The sequence below is a fragment of the Streptomyces sp. NBC_01267 genome, assembly GCF_036241575.1.
Classification (GTDB): domain Bacteria; phylum Actinomycetota; class Actinomycetes; order Streptomycetales; family Streptomycetaceae; genus Streptomyces.
The window spans coordinates 7,003,254-7,019,007 of record NZ_CP108455.1 but is presented as its reverse complement, the minus strand read 5'-3'; the positions used below and the strand labels follow the sequence as shown (position 1 = coordinate 7,019,007).

Annotated in this window: 12 protein-coding genes; 3 read left to right on the top strand and 9 right to left on the bottom strand. The window is 71.9% G+C overall.

The features are described 5' to 3' along the window. Positions 1 to 152 precede the first annotated feature (152 nt). Together OG709_RS31500 and OG709_RS31495 are read left to right on the top strand one after the other, a co-directional pair. Entirely contained in the window at positions 153 to 1,115 is a 963-nt protein-coding gene (locus OG709_RS31500; RefSeq protein WP_329168570.1) for a fibronectin type III domain-containing protein, read from the top strand. Positions 1,116 to 1,311: 196 nt separating this feature from the next. Beyond that, on the top strand, positions 1,312 to 2,394 hold the full coding sequence (locus OG709_RS31495; RefSeq protein ID WP_250302791.1) for a terpene synthase family protein: 1,083 nt from the start codon (positions 1,312 to 1,314) through the stop codon (positions 2,392 to 2,394). Here the strand turns inward: OG709_RS31495 and OG709_RS31490 are convergent. The 6 genes from OG709_RS31490 to OG709_RS31465 form a co-directional block, all read right to left on the bottom strand. Beyond that, positions 2,388 to 3,887: a cytochrome P450 gene (locus OG709_RS31490; RefSeq protein ID WP_250302789.1), complete on the bottom strand. Its 1,500-nt coding sequence runs from the start codon at positions 3,885 to 3,887 to the stop codon at positions 2,388 to 2,390. The two genes, OG709_RS31495 and OG709_RS31490, sit on opposite strands and share 7 nt — an antisense overlap. 82 nt (positions 3,888 to 3,969) lie before the next feature. Further along, positions 3,970 to 4,596: a GTP-binding protein gene (locus tag OG709_RS31485; protein ID WP_250302788.1), complete on the bottom strand. Its 627-nt coding sequence runs from the start codon at positions 4,594 to 4,596 to the stop codon at positions 3,970 to 3,972. Further along, positions 4,577 to 4,951, bottom strand: coding sequence for a DUF742 domain-containing protein (locus tag OG709_RS31480; RefSeq protein WP_250302786.1), 375 nt, complete (start codon positions 4,949 to 4,951; stop codon positions 4,577 to 4,579). The genes OG709_RS31485 and OG709_RS31480 overlap by 20 nt, the downstream gene beginning before the upstream one ends. Further along, positions 4,948 to 5,355: a roadblock/LC7 domain-containing protein gene (locus tag OG709_RS31475; protein ID WP_250302785.1), complete on the bottom strand. Its 408-nt coding sequence runs from the start codon at positions 5,353 to 5,355 to the stop codon at positions 4,948 to 4,950. The genes OG709_RS31480 and OG709_RS31475 overlap by 4 nt, the downstream gene beginning before the upstream one ends. Further along, positions 5,352 to 6,923: an ATP-binding protein gene (locus OG709_RS31470; protein ID WP_329168568.1), complete on the bottom strand. Its 1,572-nt coding sequence runs from the start codon at positions 6,921 to 6,923 to the stop codon at positions 5,352 to 5,354. Before OG709_RS31470 ends, OG709_RS31475 begins: the two co-directional genes overlap by 4 nt. Before the next feature lie 277 nt (positions 6,924 to 7,200). Next, positions 7,201 to 9,840 carry an ATP-binding protein gene (locus tag OG709_RS31465; RefSeq protein WP_266645890.1) on the bottom strand — a complete coding sequence of 880 codons (2,640 nt, stop codon included), beginning with the start codon at positions 9,838 to 9,840 and terminating at the stop codon, positions 7,201 to 7,203. A gap of 160 nt (positions 9,841 to 10,000) precedes the next feature. On the opposite strand from OG709_RS31465, the gene OG709_RS31460 reads away from it, so the two are divergent. Next, positions 10,001 to 10,744, top strand: a complete 744-nt coding sequence (locus OG709_RS31460) for a DUF6065 family protein (RefSeq protein ID WP_326693647.1) — start codon at positions 10,001 to 10,003, stop codon at positions 10,742 to 10,744. 67 nt (positions 10,745 to 10,811) lie between these two features. Here the strand turns inward: OG709_RS31460 and OG709_RS31455 are convergent, their stop codons facing one another. Genes OG709_RS31455 through OG709_RS31445 form a run of 3 tightly spaced genes read right to left on the bottom strand, consistent with a single transcriptional unit; the run spans position 10,812 to position 15,738 of the window. After that, entirely contained in the window at positions 10,812 to 12,068 is a 1,257-nt protein-coding gene (locus OG709_RS31455) for a JmjC domain-containing protein (RefSeq protein WP_329168565.1), read from the bottom strand. Then, positions 12,065 to 13,258: a hypothetical protein gene (locus OG709_RS31450; protein WP_329168564.1), complete on the bottom strand. Its 1,194-nt coding sequence runs from the start codon at positions 13,256 to 13,258 to the stop codon at positions 12,065 to 12,067. The genes OG709_RS31455 and OG709_RS31450 overlap by 4 nt, the downstream gene beginning before the upstream one ends. After that, on the bottom strand, positions 13,255 to 15,738 hold the full coding sequence (locus tag OG709_RS31445) for a DUF4135 domain-containing protein (RefSeq protein ID WP_329168563.1): 2,484 nt from the start codon (positions 15,736 to 15,738) through the stop codon (positions 13,255 to 13,257). Before OG709_RS31445 ends, OG709_RS31450 begins: the two co-directional genes overlap by 4 nt. Positions 15,739 to 15,754: the final 16 nt, after the last annotated feature.

Below are 15,754 nucleotides of genomic sequence, written 5' to 3'. Positions count from 1 at the left end.
GGCAGTCCCGCGAAGGTCATCGGTGCCCCGGCTGTGCCCCGGCTACGCCTCGGAACGGGGCTCCGGCCGCCCCCTTGTTGTACGCCACCCGGTGTGCCATATATGTCTAGACCTTTAGGCACGACCCTTCCGTCGGACGGAGACCGGACCCCGTGCAACACCCTTCCCGATTCGCCCTGCTGGCCGCCACCGCCTGTCTGCTGCTCACCGCCTGCGGCGGGGGCGGGCAGCCGCACGCCCGGGGCCCGTCGACCCCGGCCGGTGTGTCGGTGCAGGCCAGTAGCGCCACCTCCGCCCATGTCATGTGGACGCCGGACGCGACGGCGGACGGGGTCACGGGATACGAGATATTCCGCGCGGGCACCAAGGCCAGGACCGTCGGGGCCGGTACGACCATGGTCGACATCATCGGTCTGCGGCCGTCCACCGCCTATGAGTTCACCGTCCGGGCGAAGAACGCGGCGGGCCGCTTCTCCCCGAGGAGCCGACCGGTCCGCGTCACCCTGCCGGCCCGGGTGCCCGACGACCACCGGGCCCCGTCCCGTCCGGGGGACCTGCGGGTCAGGGCCGGGGGCGCACATGCCGCGACGCTCTCCTGGACCAGGTCGACGGACGACGTCCGCGTCACGTCGTACGACGTGTACCAGGGCCAGTCGAAGATCCACACGGTCGGCGGCGATCTCACCACGGCACGGATCACGGGGCTGCGGCCCGCCACCGTGTACACCTTCACCGTCCGGGCGCGGGACGGCGCCGACAACTCCTCGGCGCCGAGCGGGTCCGTCGATCTGACCACGGCGTCCGCGCCGGGCCAGGGACCCAGCACCGAGCCGACCGGTTTCCGGGCGACCGCCCGCACCGTCAAGGGTGTCCGCTCGGTCGAGCTGAGCTGGGTCCCGCCGGACACCGACGGTGAGGTGACGGGGTATCAGATGTACCTCGACGGCAAGCTCACCACGACGATCGTCTGGGGTGCGGCCGCCCCGCAGCACGCGGCCACGTACACCTTCGCGGTACGCGAGAAGCCGGGCACGACCTACCGTGTGAAGATCCGCGCGAAGCTGCCTGACGGGAACTGGGGAACGTTTTCGGCCGAGCGGACCGTCACTGTCTGAATCCCGCAGGGTCCGGGCCCGCCGACACACCCGGCCAGGCAGCGACAACACAGAATCGCAGGAACGCCAGAGCTGAATCCGGACATCTTTTTGTCAATTGAGGGCGTCCGAAGGCTAGTTGTATGGTGAACAACGATCGGGCGTGGGCATATACGCTCCAGCGCATCATCAGGGGTTCCGCACTTGGAGGCTGATCGTGACCGTCGCCCAGCAACAACGGCTGGTTCAGCAGCTTCCGGCCGTTCCCTTCTACTGCCCGGTCCCGCCCGCCGCACATCCCGCGGCGGCCTCGCTCAACGAGGCGACCGTCCAGTGGATGCTGCGGCAGGACCTCGACACCGACGAACACCAACGCCGTCGACTCACCCTCTGCGACTTCGGTGGTCTCACCGCCTCGACCATGCCGTACGGGCGGCTGGAACGCCTCACACTGATGGCCCGGCTGCACGCCGTGCTGTTCTCGCTCGACGACGGACTGTGCGACGAGTCCGACGTCACCGCGGGCCTGCTCGCCCAGGAGACCGGCCGCATCATGCGGGCCGTAGAGGCCCCGCACGCGGTCCCCACCCCCGGTGAGTCACCACGCACCGCGGTCCTGCGCGCCATCCGTCGGGACCTCGCCCAGTACGCGTCGCCCCGGCAGCTGCGCCGCTTCACCGAGGCCATGCGGGTCTATACGTCAGGCCTCGTCTGGGAGGCGACCTGGCGCAGCAGTTCCGGTCTTCCCTCGCTGGACGACTACGTCACCCTCTGGATGCGGGCCATAGGAATGGCCCCGTCCACCGCGATGATCGAGATCGTCGGCGGCTTCTCCCTCACCGACGAGGAGCTGGAGGATCCCCGGGTACGCGCACTGACCGAGATCACCTGGACGCTGGTCAGCTGGGACAACGACCTCTACTCCCGCAACAAGGAGATCCTCCGCGCGGGCGACGACCTCAACCTGATCGACGTCCTCGCCCAGGAGTTCGGCCTCGACGGGCCCCGCGCGCAGCAGGAGGCCGTGGTCATGCGCGACCGGGTGATGGTGCTCTTCCTGCGGCTGCGCGACCAAGTGCTCAAGGACGCCAGGATCGAACTGCGGGCCTATCTCGACGGGTTGGGCCAGTTCGTGCGGGGCCACCTCGACTGGGCTTCGGTCTGCCCCCGCTACTCCGTACCCGGCACTCCCACCGCCGAGCCGGAGAGCTGGTGGAAGCGGCTCCCGGCCGTACTGGACCAGGACCCGCTCCCGGTGGCCTCACTCTCCTGGTGGTGGGACCAGCTGGACGGTCAGTAGCCGCGCCACCAGCTCGTCAGGACCTGCCACAGCCCCTTCGGGTCCGGATCCCGCTGCGCGGGGAATCCGCTGCCGGGGGGTCCGGCCGGCGGGGCTTGGACCGGCGGGGCCGACTGGGCGGCAGGTGCCGGTCCGTCCGTGGGGTGCGAGGTGACCTCCCAGTCGGTGCGGGGCGCGGGCATCGCTGCGGGCGATGGCGCGACCATGACGTCCTGGGGCGGACGCGGGGCGAACTCCACCGGCAGCTCCACGAGTTGACGGGACATCAGTGAGCCGACCCAGCGGAGCTCGTGCTCCGCGACGGCCAGCTCCACATCGGGGAGCCGCATCAGCAGGGCGTCGACGCCCACGTCCGCGATGGCGCGGCCGATGTCCTGCCCCGGACACTCGTGGGCGCCGCCGCTGAACGCCAGGTGCGCGCGGTTGCCCTGCATGGAGGCGTGCGGGTCGGGACGGACCACCGGGTCGATGTTGGCCGCGGCGATCCCGACCACCAGGGCGTCGCCCGCCTTGATCTGCTGGCCGCCCAGCTCGGTGTCGCCGACCGCCCAGCGGCCGAAGATCGTGGTGAACGGCGGCTCGTCCCAGAGGGTCTGTTCCACCGCCTCGGGCACGGTCATGTGACCGCCGCTCAACTGGGCCCTGAAGCGGGGGTCGGTGAGCACCATGCGCAGCACGTTGGCGATCAGGTTGGTGGTGGTCTCGTAGGCGGCGATGAGCACGAGCCGCAGGTGCTGGGCGACCTCGTCGTCGCTGAGTCCCGCCGGGTGCTCGATCAGCCGGGTGGCGAAGTCCTCCTGCGGTGCGGACCGGCGCTGGGCCACCAGCCGGTTGATCGCGGCCATCACGTAGGCGTTGCTCGCGATGGCGGTCTCGGTGCCCTTGATCATGTCGCGGGCGGCCTGCACCAGCCGTTCGTTGTACTCCTCCGGCATGCCGAGGATCTGGCACATCACCATCATCGGCAGGTGTTCGGCGAAGCGGCTGACCAGGTCGGCTCTGCCGTCCTGGCAGAACTCGTTGACCAGCCGGTTACTGAAGCGGTTGATGAAGCGGCGGGTGCTGCGGGTGTCGATGTACGACATGGCGTCCATGACCGCACCACGCAGACGTTCGTGGTCGGCGCCGTCGGCGAAGACACAGACCGGCTGCCAGGTGAAGATCGGCGCGAGCGGGTGGTCCGGGGTGGCCGAGCCGTCCTGCAGGGCGCGCCAGCGGCGGGAGTCGCGGGAGAAGAGCGAGGGCGTACGGGTCATGTACAGGTTCTCGCTGTGGCCGAGCACCAACCAGGCCGGCACATCGCCGTGCAGCAACACCGGTGCCACCGAACCGTGTTCGGCACGCAGCTTCTCGTACAGACCCATCGGGTCGCTCTCGGCCTCGGCCCCGTACAGCCGGCGCAGCCCACCGGGGCCGTGCCCGTGGGCCGGGCACTCCGGGGGCGGTACTACCGCGCCGTCGGTGCCGGGCCGGTGGTCGAAGGGGGTTGTCACGGTCACTCCAATGCGTACGGACGGGGACGGATCTGGGGGTTCTCGCACAGGCCGGGGCCGGGCGCCGCGAGGCGGGGGACCGTCACGTCCCGCCCTGGGCGCGTCGCATGGCGAGGGCGTGCAGATAGCGCATGAGTGCCATCAGGGTGTCGCGGCTGGAGGCGCGCTGCCTGGCGTCGCAGTCGACGATCGGGACCTCGTCGGGCAGATCCAGCGCGATCCGCAGTGCCTCCAGACCGTGCCGGGGGGCGTCGGGGAAGGTGTTGATGGCGACGATGAACGGCACCCCGCGCTCCTCCAGCCGGCCGATCACGTCGAAGCTGACCTCCAGCCGCCGGGTGTCGACCAGCACGACGGCGCCGAGCGCCCCCTCGAACAGGCCGTTCCACAGGAACCAGAACCGCTCCTGGCCGGGTGTGCCGAAGAGGTACAGCACCAGTTGTTCGCTGATGCTGATACGGCCGAAGTCCATCGCCACCGTGGTGGCGGTCTTGCTCTCCACCCCGGAGTTGTCGTCGACGCCGACCCCGGCCTGGGTCATCGTCTCCTCGGTGGTCAGCGGGCGGATCTCGCTCACCGAACGCACCATCGTCGTCTTGCCGACCCCGAATCCACCCACGATCACGATCTTGACCGCGGCCGTGGCCGTGTCGGGCAGGACGTCTTCCCTCCGGGGGCCTTCGATCGTGTCAGAGCTTCTGGAGTCCATGCATCACCGCTTCGAGAAGGGCCCTGTCCGGCAGCGCGGCACGGACGATGGGCGCGCGCGACTCGACGAGTTCGGCCGCGAGGAGATCGGTCAGCAGCGCGGTCACCACGCTGAACGGCAGGCGCAGATAGGCGGAGATCTCCGCGACGGACAGCGGCGACGTGCACAGCCGTACGATCGCGGCCTGCTCCGGCTGGACGGTCGGGGAGGGTTCGGCCCGGGACACCACGATGGTGACCAGGTCGAGTTCCGCCCGTTCGGTGCCGTCCGGCCCGCCGGTGATCACATAGAGCCGTTCGGGGTCCTCCGCATCCGTATCGGCCGTCCGGCGTTCTCTGCGGGGCGGGGACGTCATCCGGCCTTCCCGTCGTGCCGCGGCGGGCTGGCCAGGTGGGCGCCGATCCGGACCACCATGTCGCGCATCTGGGCACCCACCAGGCCCGCGTCGACGCGCTCGTCGGTGAGTACCGCGAGATACGAGCCGGTGCCCGCGGCCATCAGGTAGAAGAAGCCGCCGGTGATCTCGATGACGACGAGCCGCATCCGGCCGTCGCTTTCGGGAATCTCGGTGGCCACGGCGGCGGCGAGGCTCTGCAGCCCGGCGCAGGCAGCCGCCAGCCGGTCCGCGCCGTCCGGGTCACCGCCGTGCCGGGCGATGCGCAGTCCGTCCGCGGAAAGCACCACGATCTGCTGGATCCCGGGGACGCCGTCGGCGAGCTCCTTGAGCATCCAGTCCATGCTGCCCAGTTGCTGAATCACGTCAGGTCCCCCTTGTCCCACGCGTCGCCGGACTCTCCGACCGCCGAAGGCTCTTGCGGCACTCCGTTGGCCGCCTTGGTGAAGGCTTCGAGCCAGATCCCCGGCTGCGGTTCCTCCTTCTCCGGTTCCTGCGCCACGTACGGGTCGGGTTCAGGCGACGGAGCGGGCACCAGCGGCGCGACCGGCTCGGAGCCGTACGAGGTGCGGAGGCGGCTGCGGCGCTGCGGCAGGCCGTTCGGGGTCCACTCGGTCACCACCGGTACGTCGTCCTCCATCGACAGCGCCGCCGGTGCGGGACGCCGCTTCGGCACGGTGGCCTTGCGCGGCGCCCTCGAAGGGACCCGGTCGGCGAAGGCGCCGATGTCCGTGTCCGCTCCGGTTCGGGGCAGTCCGGCAGCGCCGATACCGTGTGCGATACCGGGCGCGGGGCCCGTGGTGATCATCTCGCGGGGCACGATCAGTACGGCCCGGACACCGCCGTACGCGGACTGCCGCAGCGCGACCTTGAGGTTGTACATCTGGCTGAGCCGGCCGACCACGGCCATTCCGAGCCGGGGCGACTCCCCCAGGTCGTTGAGGTCGACACCCGCCTGGGCCTTGGCGAGCATGCCCTCGGCCCGCTTGCGCGCCTCCTCGCTGAGGCTGACCCCGCCGTCCTCGATCTCGATGGCGATACCGGTCTGCACCTCGACCGCGGTGACATGGACACGGGTCTGCGGGGGCGAGTAACGGGTCGCGTTGTCGAGCAGTTCGGCGACGGCGTGGATGAGCGGCTCGACGGCCGGGCCCACGATCGCGACCTTGGCGATGGAGTGCAGATCGACCCGCGGGTACTCCAGGATGCGCGACATCGCGCCGCGCAACACACTGAACAGCGGTACGGGCTTGGGCCACTGGCGTCCCGGACGGGCGCCGCCGAGCACGGAGATGCTGTCGGCGAGGCGGCCGATCAGCGCGTTGCCGTGGTCGATGCGGAGCAGGTCGTCGAAGACCTCCGGCTGACGGCCGTGGTCCTCCTCCATCTCGCGCAGCTCCGAGGCCTGTTGGTGGACGATGGCCTGCACCCGGCGGGCGATGCCGACGAACGCGAACTGGGCACCCTCACGCTGCGATTCCTCGTCGTCGACGATCTTCAGCAGGGAGGCGAGGATCTCGCGCTGCGCGGACGGCAGGTCGCGGTACATCTCGTTGTTGTCCACCAGGATCCGCATGACCTCCAGCGGCGACTCACCGTGCTTGAGCCGGTGGATCGCTGCGGGCATCAGTTCCTTGGCGAGCCGTACGGTCTCCGCGTCGTGCGCGGCGAGGCGGCGCTCCAGGAAGGCCAGCCGCTCCCCGTACACGTGGTGGAGAGCCCGCGTCGCCGAGGCGCGGCGGACGAGCGCGACGACGAGTACGGCGATGACGACGGTGGCGAGCACGCCGGCCCAGACAAGGGGTATCCGGGCGGCCTGGTCCACCACGACCGCGCCGACGGCCGTGGCTGCCGACGTCGCTACGACGGAGAGCAGCAGCGCACGAACCAGTGGCGCTGTCCGATCGGTTGGAGGCGCCTCAACGCGAACCATGTGATCCCTCTGGCAGTTGACGGTGGGAGAGTCGAACTATCAAGACATGTGGGAACAAGTGCATGAATACATGTCATCTCAACTCACAATGAGCGAGCGTAGCCCGATCAGATCACCGCGGCGGCATATTCTCCCAACCTCGTGCGGCGCACCCTCCGGAGGAATAGACTCGCCGGTTTTGCACGGTCAGCTTCGACCCGCACACGGGGAGTGACCGAACTTGTGTACCAACTACACACGAATGGGGCGGTGTTGACCTCAGCGCCTGACGCGGACCTCAGCGTCCGCCGTGGTAGATGGCCTGCCTGGCGCGGGCCGCGAGGCCGTCGGCGCCGCAGGACTCGGCGAGGGCGAGACCCCGGCTGAGATCGGCCTCGGACCGGGCCACGATGCCGAATTCGACGCGGGCCAGCGCATGTTCGTACGCACAGGGCGAGGCTTCGAGATAGGCGACCGCTCCGCCGAGCAGGTCCATCGCCCGCCCGCCGGTCTCCAGCATCGCCGCGATGCGCAGGGATTCACCGATCGCGGTGTCCGTGCCGAAGCGCTCGGCCCGGTCCCGGACGTACGTCACCAGCTCCGCCGCGCGGGCCGGGTCCTCGGTGGCGAGCGCCCGCACCAGGTCTCCGGCCCACGGCGCCATGATGCTGTTGTGCCTGCCCCGGCTCTTCAACGCCGCGCCCGCGCCTTCGAGTTCGGCGATGGCCTCCTTCGTCCGGCCGCGGGCGAGCAGGAGCCTGCCGCGTACCGAGGGCGCGTCCGGGATGACGATCGTGGACGGGTAGGGAGGCGCGAATCCGTAGCGATCCGCGGCTTCCTGCGCCGCCGTGACATGGCCGCGGGCCAGCAGCGTGTCGATGAGCATGCACGCGGCGTCCCAGTTCATCGGCAGGCCGTTGCCCACCCGGTCCGCGAGGCGCAGGCTCTCGCGCAGATAGCTCTCGGCCTCCGCCAGCCGGCCGCGCCTGCGCTGGAGATAGCCGACGAGTGCGTTGGCGAAGGACAGATGACCACCGCTCCAGCCGGACACCTCGAACGAGCGCAACGCCTCGGAGAAGAGACTCTCGGCCCGGTCGAGCCGGTCCGCGTAGGCGTACGAGAGGCCCAGCAGTGCCGCGGGTTCGAACCCCCACGACGTACCCGTCCAGCCGATGCCCGGCGCGAGGCGCCCGTTGACCAGGGCGCGGTCGCAGAACTCGACGATCTCCTCGGCGCTCTCCCCGCGGGCGGTGCCGTCGAAGGCCCGCAGTATGAGCAGGATCCGTTCGGAGTTGTCCTGGCCGGTGAGGCTGTCGGCCATCGCCGCGAGACGGCGGGAGCGCGCCGGACCGTCGTCCTCGACGGCCTGCACGCCTTCCCAGAGGAAGTGCGCGGTCTGCAGCCGCCGCCGGGCGGGTCCCGGCTCGGTCCGCTCGGCCTCGGCGGCCACCACCTGCGCCGCTTGCCTGGTCTGGTTGTTGTGGGTCAGCGCCTGGGAGAGCCGGAAGACGGCGTCCACCCGAAGTTCGCTGTCGAGACCGGGGAGGGCGAGTGCGGCCCGCAGATGCGCGGCCGTGGTGGCCGGTGAGGTCAGCAGCGTGGCGCAGCCCAGCTCGTACAGGACGCTGGCCCGCACCGTGGGCAACGGCGGTTCCTCCAGGGCCCGTTCCAGACAGCGCCTGGCCGCGTCCGGCGCCCCCACCGCGAGGTGTTCGGCGGCGGCCTCGCGCAACTGCGCGACCAGCTCCGGGTCGTCGTCGGGATGGACCTGGAGCAGATGCGGGGCCGCGGCTGCCGCGCCCCGCCCGTCCATGGTGACCGCCCAGGCCGCCTGGCCGTGGAACGCGGTACGGGTGGCGGGCGGAACCGCGCGGTAGACGGCGCTCGCGATCAGCGGATGGGCGAACTCCATCGGGTCGGTACCGGTCAGGATGCGGGCCGACCGCAGCCGTTCGGCGCACTCGGCGGCCTGCGCCTGTCCCATGCCCGCCAGCGATCCGGCCAGGCTCAGCGAGATGTCCGTGCCCAGGATCGCCGCGGCCCAGGCGAGCCGGGTGGTCGCCGCGCCCAGCTCCTCCAGCCGGGCGATCAGTCCCGACCCGCGCGCCGAGGCGCCGAGCGCGCGCAGCGATCCGGCCGAGTCCTCGACCGGTTCCAGCGCGTCGTCCTGGACTCTGGCCAGCAGTTCCACGGTCTCGTACGCGTTTCCGCCGGTGACCGCCCACACCTCGCGGCAGAACGGGTCGTCCGCGTGCTCACCGAGTGCTCTGCGGGAGAGCTGCGCGGTGGCATCGGGGGTGAGGGCGCGCAGCGACACGTGTTGCTGTGCGGCGTCATCGAGCAGTCCGAGGTATTCGGCGGTGTCGCCGACCGCGTCCCCCGTCCGGTAGGCGAGCAGCACGAGCACCGGCAGTCCGCCCGGCCGGCGGGCGAAGGAGGCCAGCCAGGCGAGCGTCTCCAGATCGCACCACTGCGCGTCGTCGACCACCAGCACGAGCGGACCGCAGATCTCCGCGAGCCGCACGACCACCGCGTCCAGACCGTCCCGGACGCCCTGCGGGTCGGCCTGCTGGGCACTGGGCGGGGTGATACCGAGCGCGGGTCCCACGATGTCGTACCGGTCACCGAGCAGCTCGCGCGGGTCGCCGGTGCCGGGCATCGTCAGTGCGGGCATGAGGAGTTGGCGTACGACGTGGAAGGGGACCGAGGTGAGCGTCTCACCGCCGCGGGCGGACCACACCGTGCAGCGCCCGGCCGCGAGACCGCTCAGCGCGGCGAGCAGCGCGGTCTTGCCGAGACCTGCCTCGCCCCTGCAGATGAGGAGGCCTCCGGCGGACTCCCCGGTGCACAGCGCCTCCACGGCGTGCGCCCCGGCGGCGATCTCTTCCTCGCGCTCCAGCAGCGTTACGGCGAGCGGCCGTTCCTTCCGGGACCCCATCGTTCCTCCCCTGCCAGGCATGCGGATTCCGAGACTATCCCGGCAGGTCGGCGCTGCGGGGCGGTCCCGAGGACCAGTTCACGTTCGGGCAGAAGTTCGCTTGCCCGGAAGGCGTTGGCAGTAATCTTCGAATCTCCTCTGCCCTGAAGGAGCTGCCAACATGACCACTTTCTCCTTCCACGGATGCTTCTCCGGGGCGATCGAGCCGACCCCCGCCGACCCGGCCCTCGAAGGATCGCCGCCCTTCCGCGCCGTGACGCACTGCGAGCCGTTCCGCGCGGCGGCCGGACACGGCTGGTACACCCGTCCGCCACTGGACTGCTCGCTGAAGTGGGACGGAGCTTCGTTCACCTACCGCCCGTCCGGCGGCAGCGAGTGGCTGCCGCTCCAGCATCTCTCCGTCGCCGATGTCTGCCGGTTGCGCGGGGTGAGCCCGCCGCAGGACATCACGGAGCATCTGCCGGTGCTCAGCGCCCTCCCGGAGCCGGGCGTACTGCAGATCTGGACGGGTCTGCTGGCCCGTACGGCGCCGGGCTGGCACCTGCTGGTCCGGGGCATCCCGAACCGGCCCGGCAGCCTGGTCCACGAAGTCCTGGAGGGGGTCGTCGAGTCGGACTGGTGGCACGGCCCGCTGATCGCCAATCTGCGTTTCCGCCGGACGGACGAGGAGGTGCGGCTGTCCCGGCACCTGCCGCTGCTCGCGGTCCAGCCGGTCCGGGCCGAGGCGCTGCGGTCCGGGTTGCGGCGGGAGACGGCGTTCCATCCGTACGGTCCGGGTGAACCCGCCTCCGCGGTCGCCGAGTTCCTCACGGACGCGATGTCCGTACGCAGGGAAGGCGCGCCCGGCGGCTACCGTGCCGAGGTCGCCCGCCGGCGCAGAGCCGGGGACGACGGGCAGGAGTGACCGGAGCACGGCGGGGGGGAGCACGTCGGGGGCGCGGCGGCCTTCGGAGGTCCACCGCGACAGCCCCTCAGCCGTGCTTCAGCGCCCGGAAGGACTCCAGCGCGGCCAGCACGGACCGCGCCCCGGCGGGCAGTTCCCGCGGGGTGAGTGTGCCGCCCGCGTTGAGGACACCGAGCAGGGCGGACAGGTCGGCGGCGGGCAGCGGGGTCTCGGCCACATGTCCTGCCGCGGCGAAGAACCTACGGCCGCCCGCCTCGGCCCACAGCACCGGCTCGGCCGCCCGGACCGCGCCGTCGCCGGGACCGTCCGGTGGTCGGGGACCGGCGGGCGGGGGCACCGGGCGGAAGCCGCCCGCCGTCCCGTGGGCGAGCGATCTGCGGGCCACCTGCCACGCGGCGCCGGTGTCGTCGGCCGCCGTCCTGAAGTGGGCCAGCGCCTGCTCCAGTGCGGCCGGGAGCGCCGTGGGCAGTTCCGTCCCCGCCTCCTCGGGCGGCACGGTCAGCGGGGCGCGGCCGGTGGGGGCCGGCAGCTGCCCGGGGTCGTGGGCGAGTGTCAGCAGGGTGTCCGGCGTCAGGTCGTACAGCAGGTCGTGGATCTCGAAGTCCGCCTGTCTGACCTCGCGCGGGATGCCGACGTTGACGCTGGTCGTCGCGGTGTCCGGGTCGTCGCCGCTCTCCCCCACGTGGTAGTAGCGGGACGGCCAGTACAGCAGGTCGCCGGGGTCGGCCTCGGCGGTGAAGGAGCCCGCCAGGTAAGGCCGGTAGTCCAGGACCGTCGTCACCTCCTCGGTCCACGGGCGCTCGGGCCAGAAGCGCATGCGCTTGTGGCCGCGCAACGCGAACATGAAGGTGGCGTAGCGGTCGCGGTGCACGCCCACCGGGCTGTGCTCGTACGTCCCGTGGAACAGCGCCGTGATCGCACTCTGCAAGGGCTGTCCCACCTCGTTCCACAGCCCTGCGTAGAAGGCGCGTTCGCGGGCCCACTGGGGGTGGTGGAAGGTGTGGAACCCCTGCATCACGAGGGCGTAGCGCTCGCCGTCCAGCAGGCCCGCCACGCGCTTGTGGTAGCCGTCGAAGGTGACGTCGTCCAGCTGCGGGAAGTGGCGTCCGGGCTCGGTCAGTTGATGGCGGCCGACCGTGAACTGCGCGGTGGGCGGCATGCCGTACGGCCCCGGGGGCAGGCTCCCCGCCACGGCGGCCCGGAAGACCTCGGGCTCCACGAAGGGCGGCGCGCCGACGGACTTGATGAGCACCGGCCGCCGGTCCCAGTACTCCGCCGCGAACTTCTCCCAGTCCAGGGTCTCCAGTACAGCGATCTCGGTCATGGGGCTGCGCCTTCCAGCGGTTCGATCGCCCGGGTCCGGTACAGCGCACGCGTCAGTGCGCGCAGTCCTTCGCTGTCAGGGGGCACCTCCAGGACGCGGGCCAGCTCGTCCACCGTGGTCTCCCGGCCGGGCGGCAGAGCGGCCGGGATCCGTTCTCCCGCCGCCCCGGCGACCGGGAGGAGGTGGCCGTTGATCGCCCAGACCGCGGATCCGGGTCCGTCGGCCATCCGGAAGATCTCCGCCGTCACCCGGAACCGCTGACCGGGTCCGAGGTCCCTGGCGGCGCGGGGCGGCGGTACGGGCTCAAGACCGGCCGCGGATCTGCGGGCCGCCCACCGGTTGCGCAGGGTCCGCTCCAACTCCGGTCCGTGGGCCAGCTGTCCGACGAGTCGGGCAGTCGCCGGGAGCGGCTCCGCCGACCGGAACGAGCCGTCGGGAGCCGTCGGAGCGGGGAAGGGCAGGAAGGCCGGTCCGGCGGCGAACTCCGGCTGCCGCTGGGCCCGTTCGGCGAGCAGGTCCTGCACGGTCGCCAGGGCGGCGGTCTGCCGCACCGGGACGGTGATCCGCAGGGTCGTCACACCGTCGCCGTACTGGTCGGCGAACCGGTACCCGTCGGGCAGGTACATCAACTCCCCTGCACGGACGGCGAATTCGCTCCATTCCCGGTCCGGGTCCTGCCACACGCGGACGGTCATGGCGCCGGTCAGCACCCAGGTGAGATGCGCCGCGCCGGCCGGGCCCGGGGCGCCCGAGGTGCGGACGTACCGCTCCCCCACCGTCAGCTCGGCGGCGACCGGCACGACGGGCCAGCCGACCTGCTGCCAGAGGCCCGCGAGCAGTTCCCGCACCCGCGACCAGAGTCCGAAGTCGATGAGCAGGGGATGCCGAACCGTCAACAACGCTCCCTCAGCAGGTAGTTCGGTGCGGAGTCTGGCCAGATAGCTTTCCGTGTCACCGTCCGCGGGGGTCGGCAGCAGGGAGCCCGGAGCGGGAAGCCGCCCCCGGGTGGTGAGGAACCGGACGTCGGGCATGGCGCGTACCCGGGTGCCCGCGTGGAAGGGCGCGCTCGCGGCGGTGATCACCTCGTGCACCCGCTGCGGGTCCACCGACCGGCCCCCGGGCAGGACCACGGGCCCCTTCCCCCAGTGGTACGCGGCGAAGTTCACCCAGTCGACCGGTTCGTCGTTCATGGTGTCGGCCTCCTGGTGGCGGCGTCGAGCGGGAAGCGCTCCCGGATGCGCGCGGTGTACTGCCGCAACGGCTCAAGTCCCATTCCGGCTCTGCGCCGGTCGATCTCCGCGAGGTCCTCGGAGTCCTCGATCGGGAAGGGCCGCAGGACTCCGCCGGCCCGGGTGAACCTGGTGCCGTACAGCTGTGGCCGGTTCTCGGACAGCCGCACCGAGTCGGTCACCCCGGCCACTTCGCGCCAGGGCGTCCGCCCGGCCTCCGCCGACTTCCTCATCAGCTCCAACGCCTCTTTGCGGAAGCCGAGTTCGTCATCGGCGTGCTGGAGCAGCCGGGCGGCGGCGCCCGCCGCGGCGGGGCCCACGAGTGGCCGGTCGGGCCAGCCGTAGCGCTCGACGACACCGCGCAGCCGGCGGATGCCCGCGCGGACCAGCCGTCCCAGCCGTACCTCCAGCGCTCCGTCGGTGAACCCGGTCGCCGTCCAGCGCTCGCGCAGCGCGGCGTCGGCACGGTCGAGTGCGCACATCCACCGGCCGATGTCCGTGTCGGGCGCGGGCGGCAGCGGCGCGAGCGGGGCCGACAGCTCTTCGACGCCGACGCGCACCGTGGCGGCGTCCCAGGTGTACGTGATGCGGCGACCGGTCTCCGCCCAGTCGAAGGCGACCCGGCCGTGCCGGGGCCCCGGCAGGTCGAGCCGTACGCCGGACCGCTCGTCGTGGACGTGGTGTGCGGTGTCCGCGAAGACGTACCGCACCGCGTCGCGCAGCGCGATGCCGAGCGCCGCCAGTGTGAGCCGGTCCGCCGTCGAGGTGCCGCCGGCCGGTGGCCACCAGCTCTCGGCGGATGGGGCCCCGGCCGCGGGCACCGGCCGGAATCCGTCCGGGGAGGGTTCCAGTACGAGCAGCGGGCCGCCGTCGGCGGTGCGGAAGAAGTACGGCGCGTCGCCACGCGCGAGCTGGGCCCGCTCGTCGGGGGTGAAGCCCGCGCGCGCCGCGGGGTCCAGGGACGTGACGGCTTCGGCGTACGCGGAAGTGGTTCGGGCGATCACCCGTACGTAGTGGTGCGCGCGGCGCTCCTCGATGAATCCGGAGACCTCGTCACGGTGGCGGCACAGCAGCGTCCAGGCGTCGAACATGCCCCGCAGCAGCGCGGTCAGATGCGGCCCGTACCCGGTCCTGCCCAGATGGTCACCGACGACGGACCGCGATGCCTGCCGGGTGAACGGCCTTGTCCTGCGCTGGAGTTCCAGCCCGCCCCCCTCCGATGCCCGCCAGCAGAGCGCGGGGCCCTCGGGGCCGCACCACAGCTCCCCGGACTCCAGTCCCACATGGTGCTGGTCGCCCATGGCGGGGTCGTGGACGAGATGGGTGTCGTACAGCCGGGGTGTCGCGGCCAGGAACACTTCCAGGTCGACGGGGTGGAGCAGCGGACCGTCGACCCCGTCCCGCGACCCGGTCAGCAGGTTGTCGCCGATCAGATCCGAGAAGCCGAAGGCGAAGGCCGCCGCGGCCAGCGATCCGGCGCGATGCCAGAAGGGCCCGGTCCGGGCTTCGGTGAGTACGGTGCCGGTCTGCCGCCACCGGCCCGAGCTGCGCAGCACTCCGGCCTGCGGGGGCGGCTCGATCCACTCCTGCCAGCTGTAGGCGTGCCGGTCGCCGCCGTTGCCGGTCCAGCAGCGCAGCGTGGGCAGCAGGATCTCGCCCGAGGCGGCGGGCAGGGCGTTGAGCAGGGCGAATACCGAGCCCTCGGTGGCGAGGAACAGGGCTTCGCCGGAAGCGGGGCGTGGTTTGTACGCAACGGAGCCACCGCCACTGAACCGCGCGCGCAGTACGCGCTGTCCGCCGTTGTGGGTCTCCTCGCCGTACGCGCTCAGGGCGACCAGCGTTCCCCGCCATCGTGGCCCTTCCGGCCAGTCGGGGCCCTGGAGGTCACGGTGGAGGCGGCGGAGGAAGAGGCCGAGGGCGCGCTGGAACTGTGCGCCCCGTTCGGTCGCGAAGCGCCGGGCCGTGTCGGCGGGCGCCGTCGCACAGGCCGTGAAGACCTCCAGGACGAGCGGCCCGAAGAGCGCGGTGTTCTGCGTGCTGAGCAGCCCTCCGGAGGAAGCCGTGGAAGACGGCGCAACGGGAGAGGGCACGGTGGCAGGGGGCGCGGTGGAGGGCGCAGCGGGATGCCCGGAGAGAGCGCCGGTGCAGAGCCCGGAGAGTTCGGGCAGAGCGCCCGCGCAGAGTCCGGAGAGTTCGGGAGCGAGGGACCCGCACCAGCTCTCCAGCCGTTCCAGCAGGTCGAGCAGCGGAGTGAAGGCGGGTCCGGCCAGCAGCTCGCCGAGCCGATGGGCAACGGCCTCCCCGTGGGGGCCCGGGTCCCTGGCCACCGTGCCGTCAGGCCCCGCGGTGACCACGGGCGGAAAGGCCTCCGTGGCCCCTCCCCGCGCCGCCGCGCGGATCAACCGCGCGGCGGCCGGGGGCAGTTCGGGTGACTGGCGCACAGCCTGCCGTCCGCCG

Bases quoted from the DNA above. Each gene is read 5' to 3' on its own strand.
- OG709_RS31485 (WP_250302788.1), bottom strand. From the start codon at position 4,596: ATGGACTCCAGAAGCTCTGACACGATCGAAGGCCCCCGGAGGGAAGAC.
- OG709_RS31480 (WP_250302786.1), bottom strand. From the start codon at position 4,951: ATGACGTCCCCGCCCCGCAGAGAACGCCGGACGGCCGATACGGATGCG.
- OG709_RS31470 (WP_329168568.1), bottom strand. From the start codon at position 6,923: ATGGTTCGCGTTGAGGCGCCTCCAACCGATCGGACAGCGCCACTGGTT.
- OG709_RS31465 (WP_266645890.1), bottom strand. From the start codon at position 9,840: ATGGGGTCCCGGAAGGAACGGCCGCTCGCCGTAACGCTGCTGGAGCGC.
- OG709_RS31460 (WP_326693647.1), top strand. From the start codon at position 10,001: ATGACCACTTTCTCCTTCCACGGATGCTTCTCCGGGGCGATCGAGCCG.
- OG709_RS31455 (WP_329168565.1), bottom strand. From the start codon at position 12,068: ATGACCGAGATCGCTGTACTGGAGACCCTGGACTGGGAGAAGTTCGCG.
- OG709_RS31450 (WP_329168564.1), bottom strand. From the start codon at position 13,258: ATGAACGACGAACCGGTCGACTGGGTGAACTTCGCCGCGTACCACTGG.